Raw genomic sequence first — 21,028 nt, 5'->3', positions numbered from 1 at the left:
AGGGTGAAACGGTAACGCGTCAGTGTGCCTTGTTTCGGCAAAGTCCGTCGTACAGTGCGCCGTACGCGGCCACCATGGCGCGCAGGCTGAAACGGTCTTCCACGCGCGCGCGGGCAGCAACGCCGTGGGTGGTACGCAGGTCGGCATCCTGCGTGTAGCGCGCCAGCGCGGCCGTCAATGCATCGATGTCGCCGACCGGGACCAGGAGGCCCTGCACGCCTTCGTCGACGACTTCCGGGATGCCGCCGACGCGCGAGGCGACGACGGGCAGGCCGCACGCCATCGCTTCCAGCATCGAGACGGGCGTGCCTTCGGCCAGCGAGGGCAGGGCGAAAATCGAGAACGTGTGCAGCACCGAGGCGATGTCGGCGCGCGCGCCCGGCAGCCACACGGCGCCGTCGAGACCGAGCTTTGCGACCTGTTCGTGTACGGCCGGCAGCAGCGGACCGTCGCCGACGATCGCCAGCTTCAGGCGCGGCGCCAGATCCGGCAGCTGCGCACGCAGCCGCGCGAATGCATCGACGAGGGCGCGGTGGTTCTTGACGTCCTGCACGCGGGCGACGGTGCCGATGACGATGTCGCCGGCGGCGAACGGCGCATCCGCGGCGGGCGTGCCGCCGGGCGCGTACCTGTCCGTGTCGACGCCGTTCTTGATGAACAGCGTCTTCGCGGCCGGAATGCGCACGACGTCGCCGAGCCAGCGGTTCAGGTCTTCGGACACGGGAATGAAGCGGTCGACGAACGGAACGAGGCGGCGGCGCAGGAAGTTGTGCTTCGGGCTCAGGCCGTGCGGGTCGCTCGCGTCGCGGCCGTGTTCCGCGTGGATGCGCACGGGGACGCCGGCCATTGTCGCCGTGAACGCGTACTCCAGCGCGGCCAGGTTATACGTGTGCAGCACGGCGGGACGCAGGCGCCGCATCAGGCGCCAGAACGTCAGGTGCGTGCCGAGGCCGAGGCCCGGCGGCTTGCCGAGCGCGTGCAGCTCGACGTCGCGGCGCGCGATGCGGTCGGCAAAGGACGTGTAGGCCGTCAGGCAGACGACGGCGTGGCGCCACGCTGGCATGCGGTTGATGCAGTCGACGAGCAGCGTCTCCAGGCCGCCCACGCCGAGCGAATACACGAGGTGCACGACCAGCGGCCGGGTATCGACCCCGGCCGGGGCGAGTGCATGTGCCGGTGCATTCATCGTCGCAGTTCCATCATGCAGCCAGCGCCTTCTTCGTCAGACGGCCGTAGATCGCCGGATAGCGGCCCACGCTGACCTTCCAGTTGCGTTCCGTCTCGACGTAGTGGCGGCCAGCCTGGCGCAGTTGCGGCCAAGTCTCCTGCGCGGCGAGCAGGGCGCCGACCTTGTCGGCCAGCGAATCCGGATCGTCGGCGCGGAACAGCACGCCGGTCTTGCCGTCGGCGATCAGTTCCAGATGGCCGCCGACGTCGGACGCGGCCAGGATGCGGCCTTGCGCCATCGCTTCCAGCGGCTTGAGCGGCGTGACGAGGTCCGTCAGGCGCATCGACAGGCGCGGGTACACGAGCACGTCGAGCAGGTCGTAGTACTTGTTGACCTGGTCGTGCGGCACGCGGCCCGTGAACACGACCTTGTCGGCGATGTTCAGGTCTTTCGCCATCTGGCGCAGTTGCGCGTCCTGCGGACCGCCACCGACGAGCAGCACGCGCAGGTCCGGCATGCGCGCGACGAGTGTCGGCACGGCGCGCAGCAGCACGTCCAGGCCTTCGTACGCGTAGAACGAGCCGATGAAGCCGATCAGGCGCGAGCCGGAGAGGCCCAGCTTGTCTTTCAGTTCGTGGTCGGGCGTGCCGCCCATCGAGAATTTTTCGATGTCGACCGCGTTCGGGATCACGGTGACCTTGTCGGCCGGGACACCGCGCGCGACGATGTCCTTGCGCAGGCCTTCGCAGATCGTGGTGACGGCGTCGGCCTGCTTCAGCGCATAGGTCTCGAGCGCGCGCGTGAGGCGGTAGCGCAGGCCGTTTTCCGTGCTCGTGCCGTGGTCGACGGCGGCGTCTTCCCAGAACGCGCGCACTTCGTACACGACGGGGATGTTGAAGCGCTTGCCGGCGCGCAGCGCGGCGATCGCGTTCAGCGACGGCGAGTGCGCATGCAGGACGTCCGGCTTGACGAGCGGGATGATCTCGGCCAGGCGCTTGGCCAGGCCGTCGATCACGTTCACCTGGTTCAGCACGGGCATCTTCGCCAGCGCACCTTTCGATTCCGGCGTGCGGTAGAAGTGCAGGCCGTCGACGGTTTCTTCCAGCATGTCGCCGGCATTCTGCTTGGCGCCGGTGACGTGGAAGGTTTCCCAGCCGAGCGCGCGTTGTTCGCGCAGGATCGAGCGGGTGCGGAAGGTATAGCCGCTGTGCAGCGGGATCGAGTGGTCGAGGACGTGCAGTACACGCATGGTCTTGATTTCCGTTTTCGTTGTCGCGTTATGTTATTGGCGGGTGCGGGTCGCGTTCAGCGCCTGGTCCAGTGCCGGGCCCTGTTCGGCCAGGAAGCGGTGCAGTGCGGCGCGCGCGCGTTCCTTGTCGTTGTCGTACGGGACGGCGAGCATCACGGCGGCACCGTCGTCGCCGCGCAGCATCGCCTTGTTCGCGGCCTGCCACAGCTTGCCCGCGGGGTCGCTGCCCGTGTAATGACCGCCGACCCATTTGAAGGACCAGACCATGATCGCACTCTGCGGCGTGCGCAGGATGCCTTCGTGCAGCGTCACCGGCGTACCGGCGACGGTTTCAAGGCGCGACGTGCCTTCGACCTCGTGCCAGGCATCCTCGTAGCCGCTCAGGCGGTTCATGGAGCTGATCAGGTTCTTGTCCTTGTTCTGGTTGCGGTAGTACAGGACGGTCAGGCTGACGGGCAGGCCACCGGCCTGGTAGGCGCGGTGGAAGCGCGCGTCCGGTTCCATGTAGAAGGGCTTCCAGTCGGCGAAGTCGGCGGCCGCCGGCGCGCTGATGGCGACGTCGGCCAGGCGCACGGGCACCGGGTCGTGGTTGGCGCGCTCGCCCATCAGCGCCAGCGCGGGCCAGAACGCGCACATGAGCAGGACGCCGATCACCATCGCCGGCAGGCGGGGCGGCATGCCGGCCGTGCGTGCCACGGATGCGGCTGCGGCTGCGGCGGCCGGCGCCGGGGCGGTGTCTTCGCGCCAGAAGCTGCCGATCCAGAACATGACGAACATGACGAGGCCGAAGAACAGCCAGCCGTAGATGATGTGGTCGACGCCCGTCGCCAGCTCCATGCCGGACAGGTGGCCGATCATCACGATCATGTAGGCACGCAGGCCGTTGGCGATGATGGGGACGATGACAGACAGGCCCACGAACAGGGCGCGGCGGGTCGCCGAGCGATACGTCAGGTAGGCGTACAGGCAGCCCAGCGTGATCGAGGAAATCAGGTAGCGCACGCCGCTGCAGGCTTCCACCACGGACCAGTTACCGGTCGGCAGTTCGAAGCGGGTGCCGCTGCGCAGCACGGGGATGCCGGTGGCACGCACGGCCCACACGGTGAAGTCGGCCGTGAACTGGATCAGCGGTCCCACGAAGATCTCGCCGAACGGCACCGCGAACAGCAGGAACAGCAGGGGGAAGGTGAGCGAGCCGGCCAGGCGCGGGCCGAACAGGGCCAGCGCGGCGACGGGGAACATCGCGACGAACGTGTATTGCGACACGACCTGCACCTCGCCCAGCTGGGCCGCGAGCCAGCCGGCGCCGAGGACGCCCAGCAGGAGCAGCGCGGGCGGCCAGGGCTTCGGCGGGTACAGGCTGAAATTCTCGCGCCGGCGCCAGATGAGCCACAGGCTGATCGGCAGGATCACGTAGCCGTGGGCGAAGGTTTCGGAACTGTTCCACACCGAGACGATCGAGCGCACGGTGCCCAGGTACAGCAGGAACGGCGCGAGCAGGGCCAGCACGATCAGCGCCGAGGCCTGGCGCGAGATGGGGGCGGACGTGGCGTTGATGACGCCGGGCGGCGGTTTCAGGAACATTCGAGACTCTCCCCAATGCAGGCCAGGTTGCTGGACCAGCTGTAGCTGCGCTGGACCTTGGCGCGGGCGGCGGCGCCGATCGCGGCGGCCGCGCTGTCCTGGCCGGTCAGCAGCGTGCTCACGGCGTCGACGAAGGCGCCGGCATCCTCGGCCAGTACCAGTTCGCTGCCCGGTACGGCGTCGATGCCTTCCAGCGCCTGCGGCGACACGACGACCGGCGTCGCCATCGCCATCGCTTCCAGCACCTTGTTCTGGATGCCGCGCGCGATGCGCAGCGGTGCCACCGACACGGCGGCATGCGCGATGTACGGCCGCACGTCCGGCACGGTGCCCGTCACGACGACGCCGGGCAGCTTCGCCAGTTCCTGCACGGCCGGCGCCGGGCGCGAGCCGACGATGTAGAACTTCACGTCGCCGAAGCGCTCGCGCAGTTGCGGGAAGACGTCGGCCGCGAACCACTGCACGGCATCCACGTTCGGCCAGTAATCCATCGCGCCCGTGAACACGAGGGCGCGTTCACCCGGCGTGTACGGATTCGCATGCGGCTGGTCGGGCGAAAAGTAGTCGGTGTCGACGCCGTTGCTGAAGTGGCCGATCTTGGCCGTGCTTTCCGGCGCCAGCTGGCGGAACAGGTCCGCTTCGGGCGCGGAGACGAACAGCGACGCATCGTAGTCGCGTGCCACGCGGCGTTCGTACGCGAGCAGCTGGCGCGCCTCGTAGCGGTACAGCCAGCTCATCGGCCACGATTTCTGTTCGGCGTACTGTCTCCACTTGTCCGAGTCGACGTCGCAGAAGTCGACGACGCGGCGCGCCGAGCGGTACGGGTCGGCGTACTGCGCCATCGCCGACGAGAACACGAGCACGCGCTCGATCTTGTGTTTCGCGACGGTGTCGTCGACCCAGCGCGCGAGCGACGGGTCGCGGTAGTACTCGAGCGAGAGCGAGCGGTTCTTCACCAGCGCCTGCAGGCTGCGCACGCGCGCCAGCAGGGGCTTCATGCCGGCGAAATGGCTGCTGGCGCACAGCGCCTCGACGTGCGGCACGTACTGCCAGTCGTCAGGGTCGTCCACGAACGTGGCCAGGTGCACGCGGTAGTGCCGGGCCAGGTGCTTGAGCAGGTGGTACGAGCGGATCTTGTCGCCTTTGTTGGGCGGGTACGGGATCCGGTGGATCAGCAGCAGCAGGTCTTCCATCGCTTATCCCAGGTTACGGACGATGTAGGGGCCCATGAAGTTCGCCACCGGGAGCGGCAGCTTCTTCCACATCTTGATGAACAGCTGGTATTTCGGGTTCAGCGGGTTATTGTCCGGCAGCGCGGTCGCGCCGTACAGCTTGTACTCGTACGGCAGGTGCTGCGCCGTGAAGCCCCAGTTCTTTTTAAAATCGTAGGCGCCGGTACCCAGCTTGCTGCGGCCGAAGTCGAACAGCCGGCAACCACGCGCGGCGGCGGCCTGCATCAGGTTCCAGTACATGAAGTCGTTGCCGGCCACTTCGCGCGCGAGGTCCATGCCGCCGCCATAGTAGGGCACGACTTCGTCGCGCCAGTAGAACGACAGCACGGCGGCCACGAGGCGGTTGTCGTCCGTGACGATGGTGCGCACTTCGCACTCGTCGCCGAAGACGTCCTGCAGCATGGCGAAGTATTTTTTCGGGAACACCGGCGTGCCCAGGCGGTGCACGCTGCGGGCATAGGCCTCGAACATGCGGTCGACGTTGTTGTCGACCTCGCCGCGCAGGCCCAGCTTGATGCCCTTGCGGACCATCGCGCGCTGCTTGCGCGGGATGGCGTTCAGGTTCGCTTCGTCGTCTCCCGTGATCTCCTTGCGGAAGGTGACGTACAGTTCCTTCGTGTGCCAGCTGGCGTCGTCCAGGTGGAAGCGCTGCATGCCGCGGTATTCCAGGTGGCCGACGCCGAGCTTCTGTGCGAGTTCGTGCGCGGCCTCGTCGAGCATCCCGCGCGCGGCATCGCTCGTCGCGGCGGGACCGCCGTACACGCAGAACGGCATCGCGCCCAGCGAATGGCCGAACAGGCGGCTCTTGATTTCGGCGAGGGGCAGGACGCCGAGGATCTCGCCGTCCTGCTGCACGTAATAAAACCAGGTCTTGATGCCGAACGAGCCTTCGATCACCTTCTGCCAGCCGGACAGGTGGAAGAAGGTGGCGTCCGGGCAGGCGCGCACGAATGCGTCCCAGCGGGGTAGTCGTGCGGTTGCAGCAGGTGCAGCGTCATGGGAGAAGTGGCCATGACGGGCGCGGCCCGTTTGGCCTGTGCGGCTTCGATGATCGAGTTCATGGGCGGTTCAGGAAGATGTTGTCCATGCGATCCCACGCGAAGTCGCGCGCGAGGGATTCGATGCGGCGTTCCATCCGGTCGATGTTGATGTAGTGGCGGAAGCGGGCCTTGGCGCCGAGGCCTTCGGGGCGCGGCTGGCCGGGATCCACTTCCCATGGGTGGAAGTAGAACAGGGCGGGCTGGCCATCCTCGCGGTTGACCTTGGCCATCATCCAGCGCGACAGCGCGTACGGCAGCAGGCGGAAGTAGCCGCCGCCGCCGGCCGGCAGGTTACGGCCCATCATCTGCACGGTCGTGATCGGGATTTCCAGCAGGCCGTCGGTGCCGTTCGGGTAGAAGGCGAAGCGCGGCGCTTCCGGCATGCCGTAGTGGTCGTGCACGACGGGGTAGATGCTGGAGCTGTAGCGGTAGCCGGCGTCGAGCAGTTCGTCGAGCGCCCACAGGTTGTCGCGGCCGATCGAGAAGCTGGGCGCGCGGTAGCCCAGCACGGCCTGGCCGCCGATGTCTTCCAGCAGCGCCTTGGCGGAGCGGATGTCGTTGGCGAATTCCGCGCGGGTCTGGTCCGACGCGCGCAGGTGGCCGTAGCCGTGGCTGGCCAGTTCGTGGCCGGCGGCGACGATGCGTTTCACGACCTGCGGATAGCGCTCGGCGATCCAGCCCAGGGTGAAGAAGGTGGCGCGCACGCCGTGGCGTTCGAACAGCGCGAGGATGCGGTCCATGTTGGCTTCGACGCGGCATTCGCGGGTCGGCCAGCTGGCGCGGTCGATGTAGGGCGCGAAGGCGGAGACCTGGAAGTAATCCTCGACGTCGCAGGTCATCGCATTGCGGATGCGTTGTCCCGGCGTGGGCCGCGGGGCGAGTTCGACCATGTTCATTCTTGATTATCCATAGGGTGGGTTACCGCCCCTTGGGGCGTGGCGACGATCTTCTTCAGGATCGACAGCACGGAAACGATCGATTTCTCCAGGCGCATCATGCGCTCATCGAGCACCTCGACGCTGCTGGCGCGGCGTTCGCCGATGCGCTGGTCGATGGTGCGCAGGCCGGTCTTGTAGTCCGCGTCGCCATCGTCTTCGGGCAGATGGCCCGGCAGCGTGTCCGGCGCCGGCGTGCCGACGGGATCGGGCGCCTGGAATTCTTCGCTGATGTCTTTCACGACAGTGTTGATGTCCTGCTCGCCGAACGCATGCATCTCTTCCAGGAAGCCCATCAGGAGCACGCGGTCCATCAGTGTGTTGACCTTGCGCGGGATGCCGCCGCTGTAGGCGTAGATCGCGGCGTGCGCGCCGTCGTCGAACGCCGGGTCGCCCTTCCAGCCGACGGTCGTGAGGCGGTGCTCGACGTAGGCATGGGTTTCCTGCGCATCCATCGGGCCCAGGTGGTAGCTGGCGATCACGCGCTGGCGCAGCTGCTGCATGCCGGGGCTGTGCAGGGTGGCGCGGAATTCCGGCTGGCCGAGCAGGAAGGTCTGCAGCAGCGACTTGTCGTCGGTCTGGAAGTTCGAGAGCATGCGCAGCTCTTCGACCGTGCGCGCGGACAGGTTCTGGGCTTCGTCGATCACGAGCAGGGCGCGCTTGCCCTGGTGGTCGACGTCGCACAGGAATTTTTCCAGGCGCGTGAGCAGGTCCGTCTTGCTGGCGCCCTCGTACGGCAGGCCGAAGGCCGACACGACCATGCGCAGCGTGTCGTCCGGGTCGAGGTGCGTGTTGACGATATGCGCGGCCACGATCTGGTCGGACGGCAGCCGGTTGAACAGGTTGCGCACGAGCGTGGTCTTGCCCGCGCCGACTTCACCGGTGATGACGATGAAGCCCTCGCCCTGCGACAGGCCGTACTCGAGGTAGGCCATGGCGCGCTTGTGGCCTTTGCTGCCGAAGAAGAAATGCGGGTCCGGGCGCAGCTGGAAAGGTTTGGCGGATAATCCGTAAAAAGACTCGTACATCGTATGCCTCCGCGGGCTCAATACTGGACGGAAAGCGTCGCCACGATGGCATTCTCGTGGTAGTCGCGGTTGTCGAATACGCCGGCGCGGCCTGTCGAGTGGCGCAGGTCGAGCGATCCGATGGTCTTGGTGTCGAAACGGCTGCTCAGTCCCATGCTCAGTTGGCGAATGTCGTTCGTCAGGCCGGTCTGCAGCGACTTGATGTTCACGCCGTACACGGTGGCGTGCGCCGCTGACCGCGAGGACAGCCGGTAATCGAAGTTCGCGCTGGCGCCGAGCTGGCTCGTGTCGTTGTTCAGGGAGCTCAGCTGCGAGGGCAGCAGGACGCTGTCTTCCTGCGGCAGCGACAGGGCGTTCATGCGATCCTTGAACACGGTAAACAGCAGCGTGCTGCGCGCGCCGCGGAGCGTGGCGCTGCCCTGCAGGCGCTTGTTTCGCAGGTAGCGGTTGCTCAGGTAGGGGACTGCGCTGGGCAGCGTGGGCGGCAGGCCCGCCTGCGCGATATACGCCTGCACGATCTGCTGGCGCTGCACCGGATCGGGATATCTGGTGACGAGCATCTGGTCCAGCATGGTGGCCGTATCGACCGCGGCCGGCAGCAGGAATTGCTGGCGCGACGTCGTGATGATGTCGGAATAGTTCAGCGTCCACACGCTGTGCGGCGTGCGGTAGCTGGCGTCGAACGAACCCGTCTTACCGAAGTAGCGGTGGCCGACTGAGGCGACGACGCGGGTGCGGGTCGACGGCTGCCAGATGAAGCCGCCCGACCAGCTGCGGCCGCGCGTGCTTTGCGCCAGCGCGGTCGCCTTGTATTCGTAGCTGTCGTAGCCGACGCTGGAGGTCAGGCTCAGGTGCGACGTGGCTCGGTACTGCAGGCCCGCCAGGCTGTTCTCGGTCGTCGTCTTGCCCGTGTTCTGGGCGTTCATGTCTTGGTGCGAATAATTCAGGTTCCACCCAAGATCGGGGAACGCGGGGCCGCTGACCACATCGACCGTACTCATGCTGGACAGGCTGTTGCCGAAACCGTTGCCCCTGCCGCCTTCGACCGAATCGCGCGTATAGCGGGCCGTCGCCGAGGCCGTCGAGCCGAACTGGTGGCGCAGGTACGGGCTGACGCTCCAGGTGCGGATGTCGGCGCCGTTGTTGGCCGTATAGGCGTTGTTCGGCAGCGGGCCGAACGCCGACACCGCCTGGCGCGAACCACCGGCGCTGGCGTCCAGGTACAGCCAATCCTTCACGCCCACGGCCTGCGCCGCCGCCTGGTAGCGGCGGTCGCTGTTGCGCGTGTTGGCGACGTTGTCGTTGCTGTAGACGAATTTGCGCCATTCCGCGCTCGCACGGAACTTCAGGCGCGAGCTGGTGCCAGTGACGCCGATGCTGGGCGCCGCTTCGCTGATGAAGCTGCCGCGTGCCTGGTCATCGGGCTGGTTGCTGGGGTTGTCGGAATACGTTTCGCGTAACTGGATGGCGGGTGTGATCCGCCAGTCCGCCTGCGCTTCGTTCGACAGCAACAATGCCGCCAGTGCGAGCGGCGTGAGGCGGAGCACGCGGCGGACGGACAAATCAGCCGTAGTGATAGTCATACGTTTCTTCGATGCCGGGGAACTCCCTGGTCTTGTTATAGATGAGATTGACGTTCTGGTAGCCTTCCAGCTGGTGCAGCGCTTCCTTGACCGCGTGCTGGGTCGTCGTCTGCGCTTCGACCACCATGACGATCTGGCCCATGTGCGAGGCCAGCACGCGCGATTCGCTCGTCAGCAGCAGCGGCGGCGAGTCGAAGATCACGATGCGGTCCGGATAGCGGTGGGCGATCTCGTCCACCAGCGTGCTCATGGCCGAGCTGGCCAGCAGCTCGGTCGCGCGCGGCGTGCTGGTGCCGGCCGGCAGGATCGACAGCGTGTCGACGTTGGTACGCAGCATGACGTCGGACATGTCGATCTTGTCGTCCAGCAGGATGTCCATCAGGCCGCGGTGCGCCGGCAGGCCGAGCGAGCGCAGCACCGATGGGCGCGCGACGTCGGCGTCGACGAGCAGTACCGTATGGTCGAGTTCCATCGCGATGCTCATCGCCAGGTTGATCGCACAATAGGTCTTGCCTTCTCCCGGCAGGGAGCTCGTCACCATGATCAGGTTGCCCGGCTTTTCGCCTTCCGCGCGTTCCGCGAAGGCACGCTGCAGCAACGGACGCTTGATGACGCGGAAGTCTTCCAGCAGGCGCGTGCGGCCGCCGGCGGCGGTGACCATGCCCATGTCGCGCATGCGGTTCAGGTCCAGTTCGACGCGGCGGGTCGAGAATTTTTGCGCCGGACGTGCTTCGGCGGCGGCGGCGGTTGCGGATGCCTGGGCCGCGGCGGGTTCGGGCGCCAGCACGACGGGCGCGACTGGCGCGGCGGCGGCCGCCTCGATGGCGTCGACGGCGGCCGTTTCCGGCGTCCGCGCGGCGGCGGGTGCATGGCGTTGCTGGTCGATCCGGCTGGCCGCTTTTTCGATGATGCTCACGGTGTACTCCTTAATCTTAAAGCGTGGGGCGGACCAGGATCGCGGCCATCCCGATGCCATAGGCACCGAACAGCAGCAGCACGGAGCCCGCGAGCGCGACCAGGCGGCGACGGCGCTTGACGGTCTGTTCCGGCGTCCAGTTCATGCCGATCGAGCCGAGCACCGGCAGGCCGGTCACGTCGCGCAGCGTGCTCTGGCTCAGGAACGTCGGACGCAGTTGGCTCATCAGGAACGCGACAGCCAGGCCGGCGACGAGGGCGCCGCCGAACACCAGCGAGAACAGGCGCACGCGGTTCGGGCCGGTCGGATGGTTCGGCACGGTCGGCGGATCGATCACGCGGAACTGCAGCATGTCCGTGGCGGACGACAGGTCGCCCGACAGGCGCGCCGATTCGCGGCGTTCGACCAGCTTCTGGTAGTTCTCGCGGTTGACGCTGTAATCGCGGTTCAGCTGGGCGAACTGGGCTTCGATTTCCGGCGCCGTCGTGCTCTGGTTACGCAGGCGCGCTACGCGGTTCTCGAATTCCGCAACGCGGGCACGCATCGACGCCACGCGGGCCTCGGCCTGCGACAGCGACACGTTCAGCTGCTGCAGCATCGGGCTGTAGCTGGCGCCCGGGTCGAGGCTGCGCTTCTTGTTCTTGGCCAGGTCGGCCTTCTGCGCCATCAGCTGCTCGAGCAGGCGGCGGTTGGCGATCACGTCCGGATGCTGTTCCGTGAACTGCAGGCGCAGGTTGTCGAGGTTTTTCTGGGCCTGTCCGATACGGGCTTCCAGTTCCGGATCCACGAGGGCCGGGTCGACCGTCACCGTGCCCGGCTTGGCCGGTTCGCCGTCGATCTGGCGGCGGATCGCGTTGCGTGCCTGCTCCGCCTCGGCCAGTTCCAGCTTGGCCTGGCTCAGCTGGTCGGTCGCCGCCGTGAGCTGGCTGCCGAAGTCCCCGCCACCGCCGCCTTCACGCGGCAGCATGCCCAGGTTCTTGAGCTTGAATTCCTTCAGCGAGTTCTCGGCCGCGGCCAGTCTTTCCTCGTAGGTCTTGATCTGGTCGTCGATGAACTGGACCGCCTTTTCGGAATCCTGCTTCTTGCCGCTGAAGCTGCCCTCGACGAAGATCGTGAGCAGCGACGACACGACGTCCTTGCCCAGTTTCGGATTGTCGGAGACGTAGGTGATCGTATAGATGTCGTCGCGCTCCGTGCCGGTCACCTTGATCTGCGCCATCAGGTCATCGACGATCTTGTCGTGCTGCTTGGTGTCCTTGGCCTTGACGTCGAGATCGACCATGCGCATCAGGCGCTCGACGTTCGGGCGGCTGATCAGCGTGCGGCGCATGAACATGACCTGCTGTTCCAGGTTCGGTACCGTCGTCATGCTCGAAAGCAGTGGCTTCAGGATGCTTTGGGTGTCGACATAGACGCGCGCCGACGCTTCGTACTGATTGGGAAGGCGCAATACGACCGCCCAGCCTATCAGTGCGACAACCCAGGTAATGACGATGGCATGCCAACGGTATTTGCCAATCGCCTTGAGGAAGTTTAATAGTACGGCTGTGATCTCTGCCATCTCGTCAGTCTCGCCATGAACGACCCATTACCCAGAGGGAAGAGGGGCCCAAAAAATAATTAAATACCTCGCATGATCGCTTGTACCCCGAGCAATTGCAATTACGCGCGAGAAAAATATGGTGAGCTCATTCGGGAGTGCCTCATCTGCAACACAGATGCCACCAAGCAAGCTGAGAACCGTGGGGTTTTCTGCTTAATACCCGTGAATTATTAGCATGAATTTAATAAAAAATCGTTAAACCGTTGTATGCCTTCAACGCCGACAGCGGACGTTGAGCGATCGCATCGCGTAGACTTACGTTTGAGCAATTTTTCAAATTCTAACGCTTTATTGTAATGTCTAAATTGCAAAAGGGGGTGCACGGTTGATGCCGTTTCGAAATACGTTCCAGTCCCCGCACCGGCACCTGGCGGCCCTGCTGGCGGTCGTCACCCTGGCGGCCGGCGCGCTGCCGGGCCAGTCCATGGCGACCGATCTGCGGCCCATCGTGCCAGTCATCAAACGTTCGGTCGTCGGCATCGGGACATTCGAGCGGACGCGCAGTCCGTCGACCGTCTTCACCGGCACCGGTTTCATCGTCGGCGACGGCCTGGACGTCATCACGAATGCCCACGTCGTCCCGGCCGCGCCGACCGACGGCAAAATGGAGCAGCTCGGCATCGTGCTGCCGGACGGCGAAGGCGTACGCTTCCGCCCGGCCGAACTGGTGTCACGCGACAACGAACACGACCTGGCCCACCTGCGCCTGTCCGGCACGCCTTTGCCCGCGCTCGAGCTGGGCGATTCGGACACGGTCCAGGAAGGGCAGGAGCTGGCATTGACGGGCTTCCCGCTGGCCATGGCACTCGGCCTGCATGCAGCCACGCACCGTGCCACGCTGGCGGCCATCACGCCCATCGTCCGGCCGTCGATCGGCGCACGCAACCTCGACCCGCGCCAGATCGCGGCCCTGCAGCGCGCGCCCTTCAATATCTTCCAGCTGGACGGGACCGCGTATCCCGGCAACAGCGGCAGCCCGGTCTACGATCCCGCCACTGGCAAGGTGGTGGGTGTCATCAATGCCGTGTTCGTGAAGGGATTGAAGGAGACCGCGATCACGGCGCCGAGCGGCATCACGTATGCGATCCCGGCGAACTTTGTGCGGGATCTAATGCGCAAAAAATGAGCACAAAAGCGATACGCGAGTGATGACCGAGTACAATTTGTATTGTGCGCAGTCTTTTCGTTTGGCACTATGTTATACAATAGGAAGCTGTTAATGGCTTTATAACAACGGCTTTACCGAAAGGGATCTGACGTGGGCAAGTACAAGGCGAACCTGGGGAAATATTCGGCGATCGTATTCGCCGCTGCATGTGCGCTCGCGCTGGGCGGTTGCGCAACGCGCGGTGGACAACAGCCGATCGAGACGCAGGTGACCGATTCCCAATATCTGATCGGGCCGGGCGATGCCGTCAACATCATCGTCTGGCGCAACCCTGAAGTATCGATGTCGGTACCGGTGCGTCCGGACGGCAAGATCACCACGCCGCTCGTCGAAGACCTGCCGGCCGCCGGCAAGACGTCGACGGCGCTCGCACGCGACATCGAAAAAGCCCTGGCCAAGTATATCCAGCAGCCGGTCGTCACCGTCGTCGTCACGAACTTCGTCGGCAACTACGACGAGCAGATCCGCGTGATCGGCCAGGCGACCAAGCCGCAAGCGCTGGCGTACCGCCGCAACATGAGTCTGATGGATGTGATGATCGCCGTCGGCGGCACCACCGAGTTCGCGGCCGGCAATCGCGCCAGCCTGATCCGTAACGTGGATGGCAAACAACAGCGCTTCAACGTCCGCCTGGACGACCTGGTCAAGGACGGCGACATCTCGGCCAACGTGCCGATGCGTCCGGGCGACGTATTGGTCATCCCGGAAAGCTTCTTCTGACAACAGAAGCCGTCGATATTTTTTACACCACCCGGCGTTCCAACATACAATAGTAGTTGCTGGGTGGTACGGCACCAAAATAAGCATCTGATTTTAATGTAAGTTTTTCTTTCAGGCAGCATGCTGGCGCAAAACTTGCTTGGTCAGGTACTGGTCGCCCTCAGTGAGCGACAACATTTTGGGGAACGCACGTGGCTACCGAACATCAAGATAACGACAAGATCGAACCGGCGCCGTCCTTGACCAAACAGGGCGCGGCTCGCCGCCGCCTGGCCAAAGTCGGCATGGGCGCCGGGGTACTCGCGACGCTGGAAAGCAAATCGGCGATGGCGTCGATGGTGTGCCGGTCTCCATCGGGCTCGCTGTCGAACGGCCTGGCCGCGAGCCATTACGGGACGAAGGCGCCAGCCTGCAATGGCCTGTCGCCGGGCTACTGGAAACAGCCCCAGCACGCCTGGCCGGTGTCGCGCGACCTCAAGTTCACCGATGTCTTTTACGCGGCGAGCACCGGTTCGGTCTGTCCGGTACGGGCTGCCTCGTACGACAACGGCAAGTACTACGAACCGGGCTCGTACTTCTGCGCCAAGCTGGAAGACATGCTGAACCCGCAGCCGTTCGACACGAACAACGTCGGCATGCACCTCGTGGCGGCCTACCTGAACATCCAGCAGAAACTGGTCGGTTTCCTCGAGCTCAACGACCTGCAGACCATGTGGAGCGAGCTGCAGACGACGGGCCGCTACAGCCCGACCGCCGGGGTGTACTGGGACAATGCCCAGGTCGCCAACTACCTCGCCTCGATCCACGACTGAAGCGGGGCGGCGAAACGCATGTGGCGTCTGACGCCTGGCCAGGCGCTGGCCTGCCGGGAATGGGATGGGGAAGCCGTGCTGTACAACGACTTGTCGGGCAGTACCCACCTGCTGGATGGCGCCGCGCTCGACCTGTTGTTCGCCCTGCGTGACGAACCCGCCGATGCGGCGGGACTGGCCGGCCGCCTGGCCGACCGTTTCGATGCCGGCGACGACGACCTCGTGTCCCTGATCGACGAGATGCTGGCCGCGCTGGCCGGCCTGGACCTGATCGAACCATGCTGACGGTCGGTTCGCTGTCGCGTGCCGAACTCACGGCGCGCCTGTCCGGTGATGGTCTGGTCCTGCGCACGGGCCCCTTCACCAACCGCATCCGCAGCGACGTGCCGCCGTTGATCGACAGCGTCGCGCTGATGTACGCGGATTATCCCGTCGAGCCGGCGGGCGGCTTCGTCGACTTCCATCTCGAATTGCGGCGCTCGGGCGGCCTGCGCCGCTGGTACCGGTCGCAAGTGCATTTCGCTTACGACGGCACCACGCCGTTCGAGCCCCTGCCGCTGGCGCAGGCGTATCCGATGCTGGAATGGACCATGAACTGGTGCGTCTCGCACCGTGCCCACGGCTACCTGATCATCCACGCGGCCGTGCTGGAAAAACACGGCCGCGCCATCATCCTGCCGGCGCCGCCCGGCTCCGGCAAGAGCACGCTGACGGCTGCCCTGCTGGGCCACGGCTGGCGCCTGCTGTCGGACGAGATGACCCTCGTGCACCTCGACGACGGTGTCCTCGTGCCGCTGCCGCGTCCGGTGAGCCTCAAGAATACGTCGATCGACATCATCCGCGCGTTCCGTCCGGATGCCGTACTGAGCCGCCCCGTGGAGGAAACGACCAAGGGGACGATCGCCCATCTGAAGGCGCCGGCCGGGAGCATAGCCCGTGCCTTTGAACCCGCACGGCCGGCCTGTATCGTGTTCCCGCGCTGGGAGGCCGGCGCGGCCATCGCATTGGACCCGCTGCCGAAGGCGCGCGCCTTCATGCAGGTGGCCGACAACTGTTTCAATTACCAGGTGCTGGGCGCGCGCGGCTTTACGGCCCTCGGCCGGCTGATCGACGCCAGCGACGCCTACACCTTCCGCTACAGCAGCCTGCCCGAGGCGATGGCGCTGTTCGAACGCCTGGCGCAGGGGGCAGCATGATGCCGCTGCTCATCCGCGTGTTGCGCGATCCGGGCATCGTGCAGGGCCTGGACGACGCCGGCTGGGACCTGCTGCTGCGCCAGGCAGATGCCGCCAACCTCGACGCCTGCCTGCTCGTGCTGCTGGAAGATGCCGGCCTGCTGGACACCGTCCCCGCGGCGCCGCGCGCGCACCTGGAGTGGACGCGCGTGGGCGCCGCCGGGCATGCCCAGGCGGCCCGCTACGAAGTCCGCCAGATCGGCCGGGCGCTCGATGGACTGGGATTGCCGCTGATCCTGCTCAAGGGCGCCGCGTATGCGATGGCGGGCCTGGACGCCGGCCGTGGCCGCCTGTTTTCCGACATCGACATCCTCGTGCCGAAAGGGCGCCTGCCCGAAGTCGAGGCGGCGCTCATGATGCACGGCTGGATCACCACCCACCACGACGCGTACGACCAGCGCTACTACCGGGAATGGATGCACGAGCTGCCGCCGATGCAGCATGCCCGGCGCGCCAACTCGATCGACGTGCACCATGCGATCCTGCCGGAAACGGCACCCGTGCGCCCGGATCCGGTCAAGCTGCGCGCGAGCGCTCGTCCGATCGCGGGCGAGCCGCATCTGGCCACGTTGTCGCCGGCGGACATGGTCCTGCACAGTGCCGTGCACCTGTTCTTCGACGGCGAATTCGACAAGGGTTTGCGCGACCTCGTCGACCTGCACCGGCTGCTGACGCAATTCGGCAAGGAACCCGGGTTCTGGGAAGCGCTGCCGGCGCGGGCGCGCGAGCTCGAGCTTGGGCGTCCGCTGTTCTATGCGCTGCGTTATTGTCCGCGCCTGCTCGGCACCGTTGTCCCGCCGGCAGTCCAGGCGGCGGTGGCGCCGGAGGGGCCGAACGCAGCCCTGCTGTGGCTGATGGACCGGTTGTTCGGGCGCGCGCTGCTGCCGCTGCATGCGAGTTGCGCGGACGCCTTCAGCGACGCGGCGCACTTTGCCTTGTATGTGCGCGGGAACTGGCTGCGTATGCCGCCGTTGCTGCTGGCCCGGCATCTGTTCCATAAAGCGTTCCTCAGCGGGAAGAACGACACGCAGACGGCCTGACCCGTCGGGACGTAAAAAAACCGCGGCCGAGGCCGCGGTTTTGCATGGTACTGCTGCCTGTCTGAATCAGGCCTTCGGAGCACGGCGGCGCTTGGCGCCGACCAGGCCCAGCATGCCCATACCCAGCAGCATGATGCTGCCCGGTTCCGGCACGCGGCCGTTCTCGACCGAGAAGGCGCCGTCGACCTTGAACACCAGGTCGCTCGGGGTCACGCTGTAGTCCGGGAACAGCGCGTCGCCACCTTTGTGGAAGCCGTTGGTCAGCGAGTCGCCGGCCGGCAGGTTCAGGTTCGAGTCGTATTTGAAGGTCACATTCGTCAGGCCGGCCAGGTAGTTCTGGTCGATGAAGTCACCTGCCTCCAGGATCGAAGCGGTCATCTTGGTCGAACCCAGACCGATGCCGGTGGCGCTGTCGGTGGTGAACGTCGACAGGGTGCTGGTCGGATCGACGGTCAGCAGGGCGACCATGATGCCGTCATCGAAACCGGTGCCGGTGCTGGTGAAGGCATTGGCTTTGGTGTCGTAGTAGATGGCGACTTTATTCGCGCCCGGGGTGTTGTTCAGGCCAAAGCTTGCGTTCAGCGTGGTGCCCGACGTGCTGGACGTTTTCACGAATTCGCTCAGCTTTGCCACGATCGTGAATTCGAACGCCGAGGAGTCGTTCGGGGCGCCGTTTGCCGTGGAGTCCAGGTTGCCGCGGAAGTTGCCGGTCGTGTTGCCGTTGACGGCGGACAGGTTGGCTTGGTACAGGAAGTCGAATGTACGGCCTTGGGTCAGCTGCGCAGCGCTCGGGATCCCCTTGGCAACGCCGCTGCCGGTCGAGTTCCAGTCCAGGCTGGTCACGTCGGTAGCGTAGACACCGCCGCTACCGTCTTGCAGAGTGAATGCTTGTGCCGACGATGCAGCGAATGCGAATCCGAGTGCGGCTGCAACCGGAATCAATTTGCGGAACGAATTCTTCATGTTGGCTCCAAGTGGATGCTTATTAAGTTGTTCGGTATAAGCTCCGCGTTCTGCGGGCTTGTTCCCACTTAATGCAATCCCCGTGCCAGTTTTTACTTATTTTTATAAATCAAGGACTTAGGTGGAAAACGTGGAGCCGTTGATGCGGAACTGTAAAAAATTCCGATTTTTTATGTGTCCTGACGTAAAGTTTTTAGATGATTTTAAGAAAGAATGCTCAGCGGGAATCGTTCATATCGTAGGGAAATCGAGATACGCAAAAAAAAACCGCGGCCGAGGCCGCGGTTTTATCTGGTGCTGATGCCTGTCTGAATCAGGCCTTCGGAGCACGGCGGCGCTTGGCGCCAACCAGGCCCAGCATGCCCATGCCCAGCAGCATGATGCTGGCCGGTTCCGGAACGTTGACAGCGGTTGCGCCGTCGACCTTGAACACCAGGTCGCCCGGCTGCACGCTATACGACGGGAACAGCGTGTTGTCGCCAGGGCCAGAGTGGAATGCGCTGGTGATCGAATCGCCTGCCGGCAGGTTCAGGTTCGAGTCGTAGTTGAAGGTCACCTGCGTCAGGCCAGCCAGGTAGTTCTGGTTGATGAAGTCGCCCGCCTCCAGGACGGTCGCCTTCATCTTGGTCGAGCCCAGGCCGCTGCCGGTAGCGATGGTGGTGGTGAACGTCGACAGCGTGTAGGTCGGATCCACGGTCAGCAGGGCAACCATGACGCCGTCGTCGAAACCGGTACCTTTGCTGGTGAAGGAATTGGCTTTGGTATCGTAGTAGATCGCGACTTTATTCGCGCCGACCGTGTTTTGCAGGCCGAAGGTGGCGCTCACCGTACCGTTCACCAGATCGACGGACGAGGTGCGCACGTATTCGCTCAGCTTGGCCACGATCGTGAATTCGAATGCCGACGAGTCGTTCGGCTTGCCGTCACCGGTGGAGTCCAGGTTGCCGCGGAAATTGCCGGTGGTGTTGCCGTTGACCGAAGACAGGTTCGCTTGGTACAGGAAATCAAATTTCGTACCTTGGGTCAGTTTCGTACCGCTTGCGACGCCTTTGGCGATGCCGCTACCGGTCGAGTTCCAGTCCAGGCTGGACACGTCGGTTGCGTACGTGGTGCCGGTACCGTTTTTCAGGGTGAATGCTTGTGCCGACGATGCGGCGAAGACCAGACCGAAGGCGGCTGCGACCGGGATCAATTTGCGGAACGAATTCTTCATGTAGGCTCCAGTGTGGATGCTTGTTAAGTTTGTTCGGTTAAACCGCGTGTTGTCGTTGCGGCTCATGAACACGTTAATGCAAGAGCCGTGCCAGCCTGCGTGCTGCTGTTCTAAATCAACGACTTATGAAGAATTGCAATAAACTACCCGATCTGGGGAACTGTCTGCTGTAAAAAATTCCGACAGTCACTACATAACGTTCGTCAAAGCGCCGTTTTGATCCTTGGTTGCAGCGCCGTTGATCTCCACATAGGCGGTCGGCGCATGGCGGTGGAACGCCTGCACACCTTCAAGGAACGCCGTCATGCGTTGCGCCGCAGGATAGTTGGCGAATGCTTCGGCCACGCGACGGGCTCCTGCCGCCAGCGCCGGATCGTCGAGCATTGCGCGCACCTGGCGCGTCAGCTTCTTGGCGCGGAAGCGGTCGGCGCGCAGCAGGGCGCCGGCACCGGCCTTGATGACGCCACTCATGTTCAGGAACTGATCGAGATTGCTGGCGACGCCCAGCACCGGCACGCCGGCGGCCAACGCCTGCTGGCTGGTCGGGCTGCCGCCGTTGCAGACAACGAGGCTGGCGCGCTGCGCCGCCAGGTCGCCCGGCAGATAGGGGGCGACGAACGCGTTCGCAGGCGCGCTGGCCACGTCGATCGTCCCGGCCGTGGCCGCGATGACGGTCACCGGCAGCGGCGCCAGCGCTTCCAGCACCAGCGGCAGGAGGCGGCCCTGGCCGGAGCTGCCGAGCGTGACGTAGACGATAGGCTTATCTTCCGGCAATTTATCCCACCAGTCCGGCTTGGCCAGCGGCGGCGCCCAGATGATGGGACCGATATAGGCGTGCTGTTGAGGCAGGCTCTTCGGCGGGAACAGGTCGGGAACGTCGGCATACATGCTGTAGTCGGCATCCGTATAGACCTTGCGCAGGTCGGTGCCCAGCGACGGCAGGCCGTATTGGCGGCGTACGCGGTTCAGCGGCACGGAATGCGAGGCGAACGCGACCGGACGCGCCATGCGGAAGATCGCATTCGCGATGCGGATCGGCAGGAGGCGCGTCAGCGGGATGTGCGGGACGGCGTAATGCTGCACGACGTACGGACTCCAGTAGGCATTCATCAGCGACACGTACGGTATCCGGCGCAGCCGCGCACTGACCGAGAGCGACAGGCGAAAATCGCCGACGACGATGTCGGGACGGACGGCGTCGAGCACGCGCAGGTCGTCCTCGACGTAGCCCGCGAGCGTCGCCGTGCTGTACACCGGCTTGCCGCCTGCGAGTGCGTCGAGGAATTGCTGGCTGGGAATGCTGTGTATGGTCCAGCGGGTGAATTGCGTCCCGTTGAAGCAGAATTCATAGCCATCCGCGCACGCAACGTGCACGTCGAAACGTGCGGGATCGAGGGATTGCGCAAGGGCGATGGGGCGGCCGACGTGGGCGAGCGTCACGGCTTCCGCAAAGAACAGGATTTTGATACGTTCCATAGGGGTATCGATCGAAAGAGGGTTGCGGGAACGTGCCAGGCGGGCGGCGCCGACGGCGCGGAC

General features: G+C 65.0%; 19 protein-coding genes. 6 read left to right on the top strand and 13 right to left on the bottom strand.

Going from position 1 to position 21,028, the window contains the following annotated elements:
• Positions 1-19 precede the first annotated feature (19 nt).
• The 10 genes from P0M04_RS08235 to P0M04_RS08190 form a co-directional block, all read right to left on the bottom strand.
• A complete protein-coding gene (locus P0M04_RS08235) occupies positions 20-1,186 on the bottom strand; it encodes a TIGR03088 family PEP-CTERM/XrtA system glycosyltransferase (protein WP_259448406.1) in 1,167 nt (388 codons plus the stop codon).
• Positions 1,187-1,199: 13 nt separating this feature from the next.
• Entirely contained in the window at positions 1,200-2,417 is a 1,218-nt protein-coding gene (locus tag P0M04_RS08230) for a TIGR04063 family PEP-CTERM/XrtA system glycosyltransferase (RefSeq protein WP_259448405.1), read from the bottom strand.
• A gap of 33 nt (positions 2,418-2,450) precedes the next feature.
• Positions 2,451-4,001: an exosortase A gene (gene xrtA, locus P0M04_RS08225; protein WP_259448404.1), complete on the bottom strand. Its 1,551-nt coding sequence runs from the start codon at positions 3,999-4,001 to the stop codon at positions 2,451-2,453.
• Positions 3,992-5,194, bottom strand: a complete 1,203-nt coding sequence (locus P0M04_RS08220) for a TIGR03087 family PEP-CTERM/XrtA system glycosyltransferase (RefSeq protein ID WP_259448403.1) — start codon at positions 5,192-5,194, stop codon at positions 3,992-3,994. The genes xrtA and P0M04_RS08220 overlap by 10 nt, the downstream gene beginning before the upstream one ends.
• Positions 5,195-5,197: 3 nt before the next feature.
• Positions 5,198-6,181 (bottom strand): FemAB family XrtA/PEP-CTERM system-associated protein, encoded by a 984-nt coding sequence (locus P0M04_RS08215; RefSeq protein ID WP_307734390.1) that lies wholly within the window; start codon positions 6,179-6,181, stop codon positions 5,198-5,200.
• A 109-nt stretch (positions 6,182-6,290) separates the two neighbouring features.
• Complete coding sequence (locus tag P0M04_RS08210) at positions 6,291-7,169, bottom strand: XrtA system polysaccharide deacetylase (protein WP_259448401.1); 879 nt, start codon at positions 7,167-7,169, stop codon at positions 6,291-6,293.
• A complete protein-coding gene (locus P0M04_RS08205) occupies positions 7,166-8,236 on the bottom strand; it encodes an XrtA/PEP-CTERM system-associated ATPase (RefSeq protein ID WP_259448400.1) in 1,071 nt (356 codons plus the stop codon). Before P0M04_RS08205 ends, P0M04_RS08210 begins: the two co-directional genes overlap by 4 nt.
• 17 nt (positions 8,237-8,253) lie before the next feature.
• Positions 8,254-9,819: a TIGR03016 family PEP-CTERM system-associated outer membrane protein gene (locus P0M04_RS08200; RefSeq protein ID WP_259448399.1), complete on the bottom strand. Its 1,566-nt coding sequence runs from the start codon at positions 9,817-9,819 to the stop codon at positions 8,254-8,256.
• Positions 9,800-10,735, bottom strand: coding sequence for an XrtA-associated tyrosine autokinase (locus P0M04_RS08195; RefSeq protein WP_259448398.1), 936 nt, complete (start codon positions 10,733-10,735; stop codon positions 9,800-9,802). The genes P0M04_RS08200 and P0M04_RS08195 overlap by 20 nt, the downstream gene beginning before the upstream one ends.
• Before the next feature lie 16 nt (positions 10,736-10,751).
• The gene (locus tag P0M04_RS08190; RefSeq protein ID WP_259448397.1) at positions 10,752-12,296 is read right to left on the bottom strand and encodes an XrtA system polysaccharide chain length determinant; all 1,545 of its coding nucleotides are present in this window, start codon (positions 12,294-12,296) and stop codon (positions 10,752-10,754) included.
• 370 nt (positions 12,297-12,666) lie between these two features.
• Here P0M04_RS08190 and P0M04_RS08185 point away from each other — a divergent pair, with 370 nt between their 5' ends.
• The 6 genes from P0M04_RS08185 to P0M04_RS08160 all read left to right on the top strand — a co-directional run bounded on the left by P0M04_RS08185 (position 12,667) and on the right by P0M04_RS08160 (position 17,313).
• The gene (locus tag P0M04_RS08185) at positions 12,667-13,464 is read left to right on the top strand and encodes a S1C family serine protease (RefSeq protein WP_259448396.1); all 798 of its coding nucleotides are present in this window, start codon (positions 12,667-12,669) and stop codon (positions 13,462-13,464) included.
• A gap of 132 nt (positions 13,465-13,596) precedes the next feature.
• Positions 13,597-14,226 carry an XrtA/PEP-CTERM system exopolysaccharide export protein gene (locus P0M04_RS08180; protein ID WP_259448395.1) on the top strand — a complete coding sequence of 210 codons (630 nt, stop codon included), beginning with the start codon at positions 13,597-13,599 and terminating at the stop codon, positions 14,224-14,226.
• A gap of 191 nt (positions 14,227-14,417) precedes the next feature.
• On the top strand, positions 14,418-15,038 hold the full coding sequence (locus P0M04_RS08175) for a hypothetical protein (RefSeq protein WP_259448394.1): 621 nt from the start codon (positions 14,418-14,420) through the stop codon (positions 15,036-15,038).
• 18 nt (positions 15,039-15,056) lie between these two features.
• Positions 15,057-15,323: an HPr-rel-A system PqqD family peptide chaperone gene (locus tag P0M04_RS08170; RefSeq protein WP_259448393.1), complete on the top strand. Its 267-nt coding sequence runs from the start codon at positions 15,057-15,059 to the stop codon at positions 15,321-15,323.
• On the top strand, positions 15,317-16,234 hold the full coding sequence (locus P0M04_RS08165; RefSeq protein WP_259448392.1) for an HprK-related kinase A: 918 nt from the start codon (positions 15,317-15,319) through the stop codon (positions 16,232-16,234). The genes P0M04_RS08170 and P0M04_RS08165 overlap by 7 nt, the downstream gene beginning before the upstream one ends.
• Positions 16,231-17,313 (top strand): nucleotidyltransferase domain-containing protein, encoded by a 1,083-nt coding sequence (locus P0M04_RS08160; protein ID WP_259448391.1) that lies wholly within the window; start codon positions 16,231-16,233, stop codon positions 17,311-17,313. The genes P0M04_RS08165 and P0M04_RS08160 overlap by 4 nt, the downstream gene beginning before the upstream one ends.
• 66 nt (positions 17,314-17,379) lie before the next feature.
• Here P0M04_RS08160 and P0M04_RS08155 read toward each other — a convergent pair whose 3' ends face one another.
• The 3 genes from P0M04_RS08155 to P0M04_RS08145 all read right to left on the bottom strand — a co-directional run bounded on the left by P0M04_RS08155 (position 17,380) and on the right by P0M04_RS08145 (position 20,965).
• Positions 17,380-18,276, bottom strand: coding sequence for a PEP-CTERM sorting domain-containing protein (locus P0M04_RS08155; RefSeq protein WP_259448390.1), 897 nt, complete (start codon positions 18,274-18,276; stop codon positions 17,380-17,382).
• A 313-nt stretch (positions 18,277-18,589) separates the two neighbouring features.
• Complete coding sequence (locus P0M04_RS08150) at positions 18,590-19,489, bottom strand: PEP-CTERM sorting domain-containing protein (RefSeq protein ID WP_259448389.1); 900 nt, start codon at positions 19,487-19,489, stop codon at positions 18,590-18,592.
• 189 nt (positions 19,490-19,678) lie between these two features.
• Entirely contained in the window at positions 19,679-20,965 is a 1,287-nt protein-coding gene (locus P0M04_RS08145; protein WP_259448388.1) for a glycosyltransferase, read from the bottom strand.
• Positions 20,966-21,028: the final 63 nt, after the last annotated feature.

Origin of the sequence: Telluria mixta, assembly GCF_029223865.1 — a bacterium.
Taxonomy (GTDB): Bacteria; Pseudomonadota; Gammaproteobacteria; order Burkholderiales; family Burkholderiaceae_D; genus Telluria; species Telluria mixta.
This window is presented reverse-complemented; position numbering and strand designations above follow the sequence as displayed.